General features: G+C 66.6%; 20 protein-coding genes. All 20 read right to left on the reverse strand.

From position 1 onward, the window contains the following. Nucleotides 1-2: 2 nt before the first annotated feature. The 20 genes from truA to rplN all read right to left on the reverse strand — a co-directional run bounded on the left by truA (nucleotide 3) and on the right by rplN (nucleotide 11,945). Nucleotides 3-866, reverse strand: coding sequence for a tRNA pseudouridine(38-40) synthase TruA (gene truA / locus ABT232_RS08325; RefSeq protein ID WP_351837637.1), 864 nt, complete (start codon nucleotides 864-866; stop codon nucleotides 3-5). An 84-nt stretch (nucleotides 867-950) separates the two neighbouring features. After that, the gene (gene rplQ, locus ABT232_RS08330) at nucleotides 951-1,451 is read right to left on the reverse strand and encodes a 50S ribosomal protein L17 (protein ID WP_351837640.1); all 501 of its coding nucleotides are present in this window, start codon (nucleotides 1,449-1,451) and stop codon (nucleotides 951-953) included. 116 nt (nucleotides 1,452-1,567) lie between these two features. Continuing rightward, nucleotides 1,568-2,590, reverse strand: coding sequence for a DNA-directed RNA polymerase subunit alpha (locus tag ABT232_RS08335; RefSeq protein ID WP_003966937.1), 1,023 nt, complete (start codon nucleotides 2,588-2,590; stop codon nucleotides 1,568-1,570). Between the two features lie 150 nt (nucleotides 2,591-2,740). Next, nucleotides 2,741-3,145, reverse strand: a complete 405-nt coding sequence (gene rpsK, locus ABT232_RS08340) for a 30S ribosomal protein S11 (protein ID WP_003956432.1) — start codon at nucleotides 3,143-3,145, stop codon at nucleotides 2,741-2,743. Between the two features lie 64 nt (nucleotides 3,146-3,209). Beyond that, nucleotides 3,210-3,590, reverse strand: a complete 381-nt coding sequence (rpsM, locus tag ABT232_RS08345) for a 30S ribosomal protein S13 (RefSeq protein WP_020135802.1) — start codon at nucleotides 3,588-3,590, stop codon at nucleotides 3,210-3,212. A gap of 189 nt (nucleotides 3,591-3,779) precedes the next feature. Next, the gene (rpmJ, locus tag ABT232_RS08350; RefSeq protein WP_004984509.1) at nucleotides 3,780-3,893 is read right to left on the reverse strand and encodes a 50S ribosomal protein L36; all 114 of its coding nucleotides are present in this window, start codon (nucleotides 3,891-3,893) and stop codon (nucleotides 3,780-3,782) included. A 71-nt stretch (nucleotides 3,894-3,964) separates the two neighbouring features. After that, the gene (gene infA / locus ABT232_RS08355) at nucleotides 3,965-4,186 is read right to left on the reverse strand and encodes a translation initiation factor IF-1 (protein WP_003948620.1); all 222 of its coding nucleotides are present in this window, start codon (nucleotides 4,184-4,186) and stop codon (nucleotides 3,965-3,967) included. A gap of 318 nt (nucleotides 4,187-4,504) precedes the next feature. Then, the gene (map, locus tag ABT232_RS08360; RefSeq protein WP_351837644.1) at nucleotides 4,505-5,341 is read right to left on the reverse strand and encodes a type I methionyl aminopeptidase; all 837 of its coding nucleotides are present in this window, start codon (nucleotides 5,339-5,341) and stop codon (nucleotides 4,505-4,507) included. A gap of 101 nt (nucleotides 5,342-5,442) precedes the next feature. Beyond that, nucleotides 5,443-6,105, reverse strand: a complete 663-nt coding sequence (locus ABT232_RS08365; protein ID WP_351837647.1) for an adenylate kinase — start codon at nucleotides 6,103-6,105, stop codon at nucleotides 5,443-5,445. Beyond that, complete coding sequence (secY, locus tag ABT232_RS08370) at nucleotides 6,105-7,418, reverse strand: preprotein translocase subunit SecY (protein WP_351837650.1); 1,314 nt, start codon at nucleotides 7,416-7,418, stop codon at nucleotides 6,105-6,107. The genes ABT232_RS08365 and secY overlap by 1 nt, the downstream gene beginning before the upstream one ends. Before the next feature lie 235 nt (nucleotides 7,419-7,653). After that, nucleotides 7,654-8,109, reverse strand: coding sequence for a 50S ribosomal protein L15 (gene rplO / locus ABT232_RS08375; protein WP_023547373.1), 456 nt, complete (start codon nucleotides 8,107-8,109; stop codon nucleotides 7,654-7,656). Between the two features lie 2 nt (nucleotides 8,110-8,111). Continuing rightward, complete coding sequence (rpmD, locus tag ABT232_RS08380; RefSeq protein WP_003974250.1) at nucleotides 8,112-8,294, reverse strand: 50S ribosomal protein L30; 183 nt, start codon at nucleotides 8,292-8,294, stop codon at nucleotides 8,112-8,114. A 2-nt stretch (nucleotides 8,295-8,296) separates the two neighbouring features. Next, on the reverse strand, nucleotides 8,297-8,902 hold the full coding sequence (gene rpsE, locus ABT232_RS08385) for a 30S ribosomal protein S5 (protein ID WP_004984517.1): 606 nt from the start codon (nucleotides 8,900-8,902) through the stop codon (nucleotides 8,297-8,299). 41 nt (nucleotides 8,903-8,943) lie between these two features. Then, entirely contained in the window at nucleotides 8,944-9,327 is a 384-nt protein-coding gene (gene rplR / locus ABT232_RS08390) for a 50S ribosomal protein L18 (RefSeq protein ID WP_217143309.1), read from the reverse strand. A 3-nt stretch (nucleotides 9,328-9,330) separates the two neighbouring features. Continuing rightward, nucleotides 9,331-9,870 (reverse strand): 50S ribosomal protein L6, encoded by a 540-nt coding sequence (rplF, locus tag ABT232_RS08395; protein ID WP_351837654.1) that lies wholly within the window; start codon nucleotides 9,868-9,870, stop codon nucleotides 9,331-9,333. Between the two features lie 24 nt (nucleotides 9,871-9,894). Continuing rightward, entirely contained in the window at nucleotides 9,895-10,293 is a 399-nt protein-coding gene (gene rpsH / locus ABT232_RS08400; RefSeq protein ID WP_007384075.1) for a 30S ribosomal protein S8, read from the reverse strand. A gap of 209 nt (nucleotides 10,294-10,502) precedes the next feature. Continuing rightward, the gene (locus ABT232_RS08405) at nucleotides 10,503-10,688 is read right to left on the reverse strand and encodes a type Z 30S ribosomal protein S14 (protein WP_003948630.1); all 186 of its coding nucleotides are present in this window, start codon (nucleotides 10,686-10,688) and stop codon (nucleotides 10,503-10,505) included. Nucleotides 10,689-10,693: 5 nt separating this feature from the next. After that, nucleotides 10,694-11,251: a 50S ribosomal protein L5 gene (gene rplE, locus ABT232_RS08410; protein WP_053661885.1), complete on the reverse strand. Its 558-nt coding sequence runs from the start codon at nucleotides 11,249-11,251 to the stop codon at nucleotides 10,694-10,696. Next, nucleotides 11,251-11,574 carry a 50S ribosomal protein L24 gene (rplX, locus tag ABT232_RS08415; protein ID WP_033272457.1) on the reverse strand — a complete coding sequence of 108 codons (324 nt, stop codon included), beginning with the start codon at nucleotides 11,572-11,574 and terminating at the stop codon, nucleotides 11,251-11,253. Before rplX ends, rplE begins: the two co-directional genes overlap by 1 nt. 2 nt (nucleotides 11,575-11,576) lie before the next feature. Beyond that, nucleotides 11,577-11,945, reverse strand: a complete 369-nt coding sequence (gene rplN, locus ABT232_RS08420; protein ID WP_003998823.1) for a 50S ribosomal protein L14 — start codon at nucleotides 11,943-11,945, stop codon at nucleotides 11,577-11,579. Nucleotides 11,946-12,035: the final 90 nt, after the last annotated feature.

The raw sequence follows: 12,035 nt of genomic DNA on the forward strand, positions 1-12,035 counted from the left end.
CCTCAGCAGCACCCGGCGGCCGGCGCTCCCGGCAGCGACCGCTTGTTGCGCGCCTCCCTGCTCCGCGCCGCCAGCAGCTCGTCCGCCGGGTAGCCGACCTCCTCCAGCGTCAGCCCGTGCGGCCGTACGACATGCACCGCCGAGTCGCGCACGCCGGCCGCCAGCACCTTCGCCGGCCAGTCCGCCGGCCGGTGCCCGTCGCCCACGAACAGCAACGCGCCGATCAGCGAGCGCACCATGTTGTGGCAGAACGCGTCGGCCCGCACGGTCGCGGTGACGATCCCGTCGTCGCCGCGCACCAGGCTCAGCTCCTGGAGCGTACGAATGGTCGTCGCACCCTCGCGCTTCTTGCAGTACGCCGCGAAGTCGTGCTCCCCGAGCAGCCCCCGCGCGGCCTCGTTCATGGCGTCCACGTCGAGCGGCCAGTCGTGCCACAGGACGTGGCCGCGCAGCAGCGGGTCCACTCCCCCGGGGTTGTCGGTGACCCGGTACGCGTAGCGCCGCCACACCGCCGAGAACCGCGCGTTGAAGCCGCTCGGCGCCTCGCGCAGGGCCCAGACCCGCACATCCTTCGGCAGCCGCCCGGCGAGCCGCTTCAGCAGCTTCTCGTGGTGCTCACGCCACACCTCCTCGGGCAGATCCACATGCGCAACCTGCCCGCGCGCGTGCACCCCGGCGTCGGTCCGCCCGGCGACCGTCAGTTCGTACGTCTCCCGCGACCGCGTCACGGTCCGCAGCGCGTCCTCGATCTCCCCCTGCACGGTCCGCTTCCCGCCGGCCTGCTTGGCCCACCCGTGGAAGCCGGTTCCGTCGTAGGACAGGTCGAGTCGGACCCGGACCCGGCCGGGCTGCACTTCTTCACTCACGGGGCAAATCCTCTCAGCAACGCGGAAGCGGGCCCGCTCCGGAAGGGAGCGGGCCCGCTTTTCGCCTGATGGGGCGCGGAACGCTTACGCGTCCTTCGACTCCTCGGCGGGGGCCTCGGCGGCCTCGGTCTCCTCGACCTTGGTCTCCTCGACCTTGGCCTCGTCGGCCTCCTTGACCGCACGCTTGGTGGCGGCCTCGGCCTCACCCACGGCCTTCTGCTGCACCGTCAGCGCCTCGACCAGCTCGATGACAGCCATGGGCGCGTTGTCGCCACGGCGGTTACCGATCTTGGTGATGCGGGTGTAGCCACCCGGACGGTTCTCGTAACGCGGGCCGATCTCGGTGAAGAGCGTGTGCACGATGCTCTTGTCCGTGATGACCTGGAGCACCTGACGGCGGTTGTGAAGGTCGCCCTTCTTCGCCTTGGTGATCAGACGCTCGGCGTACGGGCGCAGACGGCGCGCCTTCGCCTCGGTGGTGGTGATCTTGCCGTGCTCGAAGAGCGACTTCGCGAGGTTCGCGAGGAGCAGCTTCTCGTGCGCGGCGCTGCCGCCCAGACGGGCACCCTTGGTGGGCTTCGGCATGATGTTTCTCCTAGGTGTCTGCCCCGGCCGTATCAGGTACCGGAGTCAGTATCCGAGCAGGCGGTCGCCTGTCGGAGATCCGGGGGACGCGGACGTCCCCCGGAAAGTGGATCCGATCAGTACTGCTCGGTCTCCACGAAGCCGGCGTCCGCGTCGTCGTCGGCGCCGAAGGCGTCCGCGGCGGCGGTCGGGTCGAAGCCGGGAGGCGAGTCCTTGAGCGCCAGGCCCATGCCCGCGAGCTTCGCCTTGACCTCGTCGATCGACTTCGCACCGAAGTTGCGGATGTCGAGCAGGTCCGCCTCGGACCGGGCGACGAGCTCACCCACGGAGTGGATGCCCTCGCGCTTGAGGCAGTTGTACGACCGAACGGTGAGCTCCAGCTCCTCGATCGGCAGCGCCAGATCGGCGGCGAGCGCGGCGTCCGTCGGGGACGGACCCATGTCGATGCCCTCGGCGTCGATGTTCAGCTCGCGGGCGAGACCGAACAGCTCGACCAGGGTCTTGCCGGCGGAGGCCATGGCGTCACGCGGACGCATCGCCTGCTTGGTCTCGACGTCGACGATCAGCTTGTCGAAGTCGGTGCGCTGCTCGACACGCGTGGCCTCGACCTTGTACGTGACCTTCAGCACCGGCGAGTAGATGGAGTCGACCGGGATACGGCCGATCTCCTGGCCGACCTGCTTGTTCTGCACGGCGGAGACGTAGCCGCGACCGCGCTCGACGGTCAGCTCCATCTCCAGCTTGCCCTTGCCGTTGAGCGTGGCGAGGACGAGGTCGGGGTTGTGCACCTCGACACCGGCCGGGGGCGCGATGTCGGCGGCGGTGACCAGACCCGGACCCTGCTTGCGCAGGTACATCACGACCGGCTCGTCGTGCTCCGAGGAGACGACCAGCTGCTTGATGTTGAGGATCAGGTCGGTGACGTCCTCCTTGACGCCCGGCACGGTGGTGAACTCGTGCAGCACGCCGTCGATCCGGATGCTGGTGACAGCGGCACCGGGGATCGAGGAGAGGAGGGTACGGCGCAGGGAGTTGCCGAGGGTGTAGCCGAAGCCCGGCTCCAGCGGCTCGATCACGAACCGGGAGCGGAACTCGTCGACGACCTCTTCGGTCAACGAGGGACGCTGAGCGATCAGCATGTGTGGATCAGATCCTTCATTCGTGGACGCCCGCTATTTGACGCCCGACGGAAACCGCACCCATGAGAAGTGCGGGTACTGCAAGGGTACGGGCGGCACGACCCGAAGGAGCCGTACCGCCCGAGAACCACAGCCGAGAAGCGGCGTACGTCAGACGCGACGACGCTTCGGCGGGCGGCAGCCGTTGTGCGGGGTCGGGGTGACGTCCTGGATGGAGCCGACCTCGAGGCCCGTGGCCTGCAGGGAGCGGATCGCGGTCTCACGACCGGAACCCGGGCCCTTCACGAACACGTCGACCTTGCGCATGCCGTGCTCCTGGGCGCGGCGGGCAGCCGACTCGGCGGCCATCTGCGCGGCGAACGGCGTGGACTTGCGGGAGCCCTTGAAGCCGACGTGGCCGGCGGAGGCCCAGGAGATCACGTTGCCGGACGGGTCCGTGATCGAGACGATCGTGTTGTTGAACGTGCTCTTGATGTGCGCGTGGCCGTGAGCGACGTTCTTCTTTTCCTTGCGGCGCACCTTCTTGGCAGCGCCCTGACGACCCTTGGGGGGCATCTATAACTCCTACGGGAGGTGGTCGGTCCTACAGCGAAGACCGCTGATAAGCGTCCGCTGAGGACTACTTCTTGCCCGGCTTCTTCTTGCCGGCGATGGCGCGACGCGGGCCCTTGCGGGTACGGGCGTTCGTGCTGGTGCGCTGACCGCGGACGGGCAGACCACGACGGTGACGGAGACCCTGGTAGCAACCGATCTCGACCTTGCGGCGGATGTCGGCCTGGATCTCGCGACGGAGGTCACCCTCGGTCTTGATGTTGTTGTCGACGTACTCACGAATCGCGACGAGCTGCTCCTCGGAGAGGTCGCGAACGCGGGTGTTCGGGTCGATGCCGGTCTCGGCCAGCGTCTGCTGGGAAAGGGTCCGGCCGATGCCGAACACGTAGGTCAGGGCGACCTCCACGCGCTTTTCGCGCGGGATGTCAACACCGGAAACGCGTGCCATTCAATGGCTCCAGTTGATCTTCGGAGGTCTTCCGCAGAACCGACTCCCAGCCGCCGTACCAGGTACGAACTGGGTCCCCGGCCTCCGAACCGGGGGTGTCAAGCTGGATGGCTTGGGCTCTGCGTATGAACAAATTCAGCTCGCGTCGCGCGAAGTCTCTGCGTTAGGACAGAGGGAATGATCGAGCGGTCAGCCCTGGCGCTGCTTGTGGCGCGGGTTCTCGCAGATGATCATGACCCGACCGTGACGGCGGATCACCCTGCACTTGTCGCAGATCTTCTTGACGCTCGGCTTGACCTTCATGGGATGTGAGGTTCTCCGGGTCAGTTGCCGGCAGTCCCGCGCACAGGGAGAGCACGGGACCTGGGCAAGATCTACTTGTACCGGTAGACGATCCGGCCACGCGTGAGGTCGTACGGAGACAGCTCCACCACGACCCGGTCGTCAGGGAGGATGCGGATGTAGTGCATACGCATCTTGCCGCTGATGTGTGCCAGGACCTGGTGGCCGTTCTGGAGCTCGACCTTGAACATGGCGTTCGGCAGAGACTCGACGACAGTGCCCTCGATCTCGATGGCACCTTGCTTCTTGGCCACGCTTTGCCCTTCGAATCGACTACCTTGATCGACTCAGTGTGAGCGCATGCAGACATGCGGGTACACAAGAGCCGACGAGTCAGTCTACGTCAGCGCACCCGGAAACACGAATCGAGGCAGTCTGCCCCACGCGAAAGATCATTATGCGACCTCAGCCCAGCGGGTCCGGAGCCGCCGTCACGCCGTACTCGGCGAGCTTGGCCCGGCCGCCGACCCGATTCCGGACGCCGCCCTCGCGGGCTCGGCGCCCGGGGCGCCTCACAGGCTTCGGCCGGCGGCACCGGCCTCCGGCCGGCGGCTGTCCGGCTGCGCGCTCCGTCAGCCCAGCGGGTCCGGAGCCGCCGTCACGCCGTACTCGGCGAGCTTGGCCCGGCCGCCGTCGGGGGCGGTCAGGACCAGCGGGCCCTGCTCGGTCAGCGCGACGGAGTGCTCCCAGTGGGACGACCACGTGCCGTCGGTCGTGATGACCGTCCAGTCGTCCGCCAGGACCTCCGTCCTCGGGGTGCCCAGGGAGACCATCGGCTCGATGGCGAGGCAGAAGCCGGGGACCAGCTTGGGGCCCTTGCCGCGGCGCCGGTCGACGTAGTTCAGCAGGTGCGGGTCCATGTGCATCTCGGTGCCGATGCCGTGGCCGCCGTAGTCCTCGATGATCCCGTACCGGCCGCCGCCCGGCTTCGGCTGGCGGCGGATGTACGTCTCGATGGCGCGGGAGACGTCGACGAGCCGGTTGCCCTGCTTCATCGCCGCGATGCCCGCCCACATCGACTCCTCGGTCACCCGGGACAGCTCGATGAGCTCCGGAGCGTGACCGGACCCGACGAACGCCGTGTAGGCGGCGTCACCGTGCCAGCCGTCGACGATCGCGCCGCAGTCGATGGAGATGACGTCCCCGTCCTTCAGGACGACGTCCTCGGAGGGGATGCCGTGGACGACGACCTCGTTCACGGAGGTGCAGATCGTCGCGGGGAATCCGCCGTAGCCGAGGAAGTTCGACTTCGCGCCGTGCTCGGCGAGGACCTTGCGCGCCACCTGGTCGAGGTCCTTGGTGGAGGCACCGGGGACCGCGGCCTCCAGGGTGGCCGCGTGGATGGCTGCGACGACCAACCCCGCCGCACGCATCTTGGCGATCTGCTCGGGGGTCTTGATCTGCACCATGAGGGCCCTGCGCTCTCCGTCACTCGCGTCAACCGGTTACCTGCACAACAGTACGGCCGTGACGCCCCTCAGGGCGCCACGGCCGGTACCGCGACCGACGGCTACTTGCCGTCGTCCTCACGCTTCAGCGCTTCCAGCGCACGCCCCGTGACCTCGTCGACCGCACCCAGCGCGGAGATGGTGACGACCAGCCCCTGCGCCTTGTAGTAGTCGATGATCGGCTCGGTCTGCGTGTGGTAGACCTCCAGCCGCTTGCGGACCGTGCCCTCGGCGTCGTCGTCACGCTGGTACAGCTCGCCGCCGCAGACGTCGCAGACACCCTCGACCTTGGGCCGGCTGTACGTCACGTGGAAGACGTGGCTGGAGTCCTTGCGGCAGATCCGGCGGCCGGCGATCCGCTTGACGACCTCGTCCTCGGGGGCCTCCAGGTCGAGCACCGCGTCGAGCTGGATGCGCTCGGTGGTCAGCAGCTCGTCCAACGCCTCGGCCTGCGACACGTTGCGCGGGAAGCCGTCCAGCAGGAAGCCGTTCTCGGCGTCCGGCTGCTCCATGCGGTCCTTCGCCATCGCGATCGTGACCTCGTCCGGCACGAGGTTGCCGGCGTCCATGTAGGACTTCGCGAGCTTGCCGAGCTCCGTCTGCTGGCTGATGTTGGCGCGGAACAGGTCGCCCGTGGAGATGTGCGGGATCGACAGCTTCTCGGCAAGGCGCGTGGCCTGCGTACCCTTACCGGCGCCCGGCGGCCCGACGAGGACGATTCGCATCAGCGGAGGAACCCTTCGTAATTGCGCTGCTGGAGCTGGCTCTCGATCTGCTTCACCGTCTCAAGACCCACACCCACGATGATCAGGATGCTGGTCCCGCCGAAGGGGAAGTTCTGGTTTGCCCCGAAACCAGCCAACGCCATTGTCGGAACGAGAGCGATCAGACCCAAGTACAGCGAACCCGGCCAGGTGATCCGGTTGAGCACGTACGACAGATACTCAGCGGTCGGTCGGCCAGCCCGGATGCCCGGGATGAAGCCACCATACTTCTTCATGTTGTCCGCGACTTCCTCGGGGTTGAACGAGATGGCCACGTAGAAGAACGCGAAGAAGACAATCAGGAAGAAGTAGATGGTGATGTGAACCGGGGCCGCGGTGTCCGCGAGGTTCCCCTGGATCCAGCTCGCCCAACCAGCAGTGGAGTTGGAGAACTGGACGATCAGCGCGGGGATGTAGAGCAGCGACGAGGCGAAGATGACCGGAATCACACCGGCCTGGTTCACCTTCAGCGGGATGTAGGTCGACGTACCGCCGTAGGACCGGCGGCCGATCATCCGCTTCGCGTACTGGACCGGAATGCGGCGCTGAGCCTGCTCGACGAAGACCACCAGGCCGACCATGAAGAGGCCGACGAGGATGACGGTCCCGAACTCGATCCAGCCGTCGGCCAGCGAGCCCTGCTCCTTGATGGCCCACAGCGCGGCCGGGAAGGTGGCGGCGATCGAGATGAACATCAGGATCGACATGCCGTTGCCGATACCGCGGTCGGTGATCAGCTCACCCAGCCACATGACGACGGCGGTGCCGGCGGTCATGGTGATGACCATGGTGACGGTGATGAAGATGGACTGGTCCGGAACGATCTCCGAAGCGACCGGGCAGCCGTTGAACAGGGCGCCGCTGCGGGCGGTGGCCACCAGGCCGGTGCCCTGCAGGATGGCGAGCGCCACGGTCAGGTAGCGGGTGTACTGCGTGATCTTCGCAGTGCCGGCCTGGCCTTCCTTCTTCAGGGCCTCCAGGCGCGGGATCACCACCGTCAGCAGCTGCAGGATGATGCTCGCGGTGATGTACGGCATGATGCCCAACGCGAAGATCGTGATCTGCAGCAGTGCGCCGCCACTGAACATGTTGACCAGACCGAACAGACCCTGGTTGCCCTTGGCCACGTCGATACAGGTCTGGACGTTCCGGTAGTCGACACCCGGGATCGGGATGTGCGTACCGATCCGGTACACCACGACGATGCCGAGCGTGAAGAGCAGCTTCTTGCGCAGGTCGGGCGTCTTGAACGCCCGGGCGAACGCGGTGAGCACGGTGCCTCCTGCGACCCCCCGCGTTACTGCGCGGTAGGCGACGGTCTTGAGGTTCGACGAATAAGTAACGGTCAACTGCCGCTCAAGGTGCCCGAGGTGCGACACCCATGGAAAGTTGGCAGTGCAGGCCACCTTACCGGCGAGACCGCCACCCTAGGAACGACCAACCGGGGATACCCCATTTGTGGGGTATCCCCGGTCGGGATCGATCAAGTCATCGAGACGCCTGAAGGACTCAGACGAGCTCGGTGACGGTACCGCCGGCGGCGGTGATCTTCTCCTTGGCGGAGCCGGAGACGGCGTCGACCGTCACCTGCAGCGCCACGGAGATCTCGCCCTGGCCCAGGACCTTGACGAGGCTGTTCTTGCGAACGGCACCCTTGGCCACGAGACCCTCGACGGTGACCTCGCCACCCTCGGGGTACAGCGCCGCCAGCTTGTCGAGGTTCACGACCTGGAACTCGGTCTTGAACGGGTTCTTGAAGCCCTTCAGCTTCGGAAGACGCATGTGGAGGGGCATCTGGCCACCCTCGAAGCGCTCCGGAACCTGGTAACGGGCCTTCGTACCCTTGGTACCACGACCGGCCGTCTTACCCTTCGACGCCTCACCACGACCGACACGGGTCTTGGCGGTCTTGGCGCCCGGGGCGGGACGGAGGTTGTGGATCTTGAGCGGGTTCTGCTCCGCCATGATCAGTCGACCTCCTCGACCGTCACGAGGTGGCGGACGGTGTGCACCATGCCGCGGAACTCGGGGCGGTCCTCCTTGACGACCTGCGTGTTGATGCCCTTGAGACCAAGGGAGCGCAGGGTGTCACGGTGGTTCTGCTTGCTGCCGATGTAGGACTTCACCTGCGTGATCTTGAGCTGCGCCATGATCACACACCCGCCCCGGCACGCGCACGGAGCAGAGCCGCGGGGGCGACGTCCTCGAGCGGCAGACCACGGCGGGCCGCGATCTCCTCGGGACGCTGCAGACCCTTCAGGGCCTCCACGGTCGCGTGCACGATGTTGATCGCGTTGTCGGAGCCGAGCGACTTCGACAGCACGTCGTGGATACCGGCGCACTCGAGCACGGCACGCACCGGACCACCGGCGATAACGCCGGTACCCGGGGACGCGGGCTTGAGCAGCACGACGCCGGCAGCCTTCTCACCCTGGATGGGGTGCGGGATGGTGCCCTGGATACGCGGGACCTTGAAGAAGTGCTTCTTGGCCTCCTCAACGCCCTTGGCGATGGCGGCCGGCACCTCCTTGGCCTTGCCGTAACCGACACCCACGGTGCCGTCACCGTCGCCCACCACGACCAGCGCGGTGAAGCTGAAGCGACGACCACCCTTCACAACCTTGGCGACACGGTTGATCGCGACGACGCGCTCAACGTATGCGGTCTTCTCGGCGGCAGCTGCGCCGCCGTCACGGCCCTTCCGGTCCCGCCGCTCGCCGCCACCGGCACCGCCACCGCGGCGCTGGGGTCCAGCCATTGGAATTACCTCTCTCTGTTTCCGCTAGCTACGGAACCGGCTCAGAACTTCAGACCGGCTTCGCGGGCGGCGTCCGCCAGGGCAGCGATGCGCCCGGCGTACTGGTTGCCACCACGGTCGAACACGACAGCCTCGACGCCGGCGGCCTTGGCACGCTCGGCGACCAGGGCGCCGACCTGCTTGGCCTGCGCCGACTTGTCGGCCTCGCCGCCACGGATCGAGGTGTCCAGGGTGGACGCCGACGCCAGGGTGTGCCCCTTGAGGTCGTCGATCACCTGGGCCACGATGTGGCGGTTGGAGCGGGTCACGACCAGACGGGGACGCTCCGCGGTACCCGCGATCCGCTTGCGGATACGGATGTGACGGCGCTTGATCGCGGCGCGCTTGTAGGCGTCGCCCTTGAGGATCTTCTGCCCGTATGCCATGGCTTACTTACCCGCCTTTCCGACCTTGCGGCGGATGACTTCGCCCTCGTACTTGACACCCTTGGCCTTGTACGGGTCGGGCTTGCGCAGCTTGCGGATGTTGGCCGCAACCTCGCCGACCTTCTGCTTGTCGATGCCCTCGACCGAGAAGCGGGTGGGGGCCTCCACCTTGAAGGTGATGCCCTCGGGCGCCTCGATCAGGATCGGGTGGCTGTAACCGAGGGAGAACTCCAGGTTCGAACCCTTGGCGACAACGCGGTAACCGACACCGCTGATTTCGAGCTTCTTCACGTAACCCTGGGTCACGCCGGTGATCATGTTCGCCACCAGCGTGCGGGACAGGCCGTGCAGGGCCTTGTTCTGACGCTCGTCGTTCGGGCGGGTGACGTTCAGGACGCCGTCCTCACCCTTGACGATCTCGATCGGTGCCACGACGGTGTGGGTCAGCTCGCCCTTGGGGCCCTTGACCTTGACCGTACGGCCGTCGATGGTGACGTCCACGCCGGCGGGAACCGCGATGGGGAGCTTGCCGATGCGCGACATAGCTGTTTCCTCCGTTCCCTTCCGCTACCAGACGTAGGCGAGGACTTCCCCACCCACGCCCTTCTTGCCGGCCTGCTTGTCGGTGAGGAGCCCGTGCGACGTGGAGATGATCGCCACGCCCAGGCCGCCGAGCACCTTCGGCAGGTTGGTGGACTTCGCGTACACCCGGAGACCGGGCTTGGAGATCCGCTTGATGCCCGCGATGGAGCGCTCACGGTTGGGGCCGAACTTCAGCTCCAGGACGAGGTTCTTGCCGACCTCGGCGTCCTCGACCTTCCAGCCCGTGATGAAGCCCTCCTGCTGGAGGATCTCCGCGATGTGAGACTTGATCTTGGAAGCGGGCATCGTCACGGAGTCGTGGTATGCCGAGTTCGCGTTCCGCAGACGCGTAAGCATGTCTGCGATCGGATCAGTCATGGTCATGAATTGGCCTTCGGCCTCTCTCGCCGGGGTTTCCTGGTGCGCCATCCCTCTCCCCGATCCGAGACGGGACGGGTGCGGCGCGGTGGACCTACGGCGTAGTAAGTCGTACGGGCGGCAGACGCCCAACCCCACAAGCCTAAGGCATGCGGGCTGGGCGGTCTGCCGTCCCAGATGCTTACCGAGAGCCCTGCGAATCCCTAAAAGGGGGATTACCAGGAGCTCTTGGTCACGCCCGGCAGCTCGCCACGGTGAGCCATCTCACGAAGGCAGACGCGGCACAGGCCGAACTTGCGGTACACGGAGTGCGGACGACCACAGCGCTGGCAGCGGGTGTAGCCACGCACACCGAACTTGGGCTTGCGAGCAGCCTTAGCGATCAGAGCCTTCTTCGCCATCTCGCTCACGCCTCCTTGAACGGGAAGCCGAGGTGACGAAGGAGCGCGCGGCCCTCAGCGTCGTTGGTCGCCGTGGTCACCACGGTGATGTCCATACCCCGGACGCGGTCGATCTTGTCCTGGTCGATCTCGTGGAACATGACCTGCTCCGTGAGACCGAAGGTGTAGTTGCCACGGCCGTCGAACTGCTTGGGGGACAGGCCGCGGAAGTCGCGGATGCGCGGGAGCGCGAGCGACAGGGTGCGGTCCAGGAACTCCCACATGCGGTCGCCACGGAGCGTGACGTGGGCACCGATCGGCTGGCCCTCACGCAGCTTGAACTGCGCGATGGACTTGCGGGCCTTGGTGACGGCCGGCTTCTGACCGGTGATCGTGGTGAGGTCGCGGATGGCGCCCTCGATCAGCTTGGAGTCGCGGGCGGCGTCGCCCACACCCATGTTGACCACGATCTTGACGAGGCCGGGAACCTGCATGACGTTCTCGTACTTGAACTCGTCACGCAGCTTGCCCGCGATCTCCTCGCGGTACTTCGTCTTCAGACGCGGAGTGGTGGTGGTCGCCATCAGATGTCCTCACCCGTCCGCTTGGCAACGCGGATCTTGTTGCCTTCGTCGTCGAAGCGGTAACCGACGCGGGTCACGACCTTGTTGCCGTCCTTCTCCACGACCAGCTGAACGTTGCTGACGTGGATGGGGGCCTCGGTGGTCACGATCCCGCCGGCCTGCGAGCCGCTGGCGGTCGGGCCGGCCTTGGTGTGCTTCTTGACCCGGTTGACACCCTCGACCAGGACACGGTCCTCACGGGGGAAGGCCGCGATGACCTTGCCCTGCTTGCCCTTGTCCTTACCGGTGATGACCTGGACCAGGTCGCCCTTCTTGATCTTCATGCTTACAGCACCTCCGGCGCGAGCGAGATGATCTTCATGAACTTCTTCTCGCGCAGCTCACGGCCGACCGGGCCGAAGATACGGGTGCCGCGAGGGTCGCCGTCGTTCTTCAGAATGACGGCGGCGTTCTCGTCGAAGCGGATGTACGAGCCGTCCGGACGGCGGCGCTCCTTGACGGTGCGAACGATGACCGCCTTGACGACGTCACCCTTCTTCACGTTGCCACCGGGGATCGCGTCCTTGACGGTGGCGACGATGACGTCACCGATGCCCGCGTAGCGGCGACCGGAGCCACCGAGCACACGGATGCAAAGGATCTCCTTCGCACCAGTGTTGTCGGCGACACGCAGTCGCGACTCCTGCTGGATCACGTCTATCTCCTGATCGTCTGCCGGTTCCCCGGGGGCCGCTCAGTGAGCGGCCCCCGGAGCCTGGCGGAACTGACCTGCGGGTTTGCCCGC

Origin of the sequence: Streptomyces sp. NPDC001532 (assembly GCF_040298625.1) — a bacterium.
In the GTDB taxonomy this organism is placed as follows: domain Bacteria; phylum Actinomycetota; class Actinomycetes; order Streptomycetales; family Streptomycetaceae; genus Streptomyces.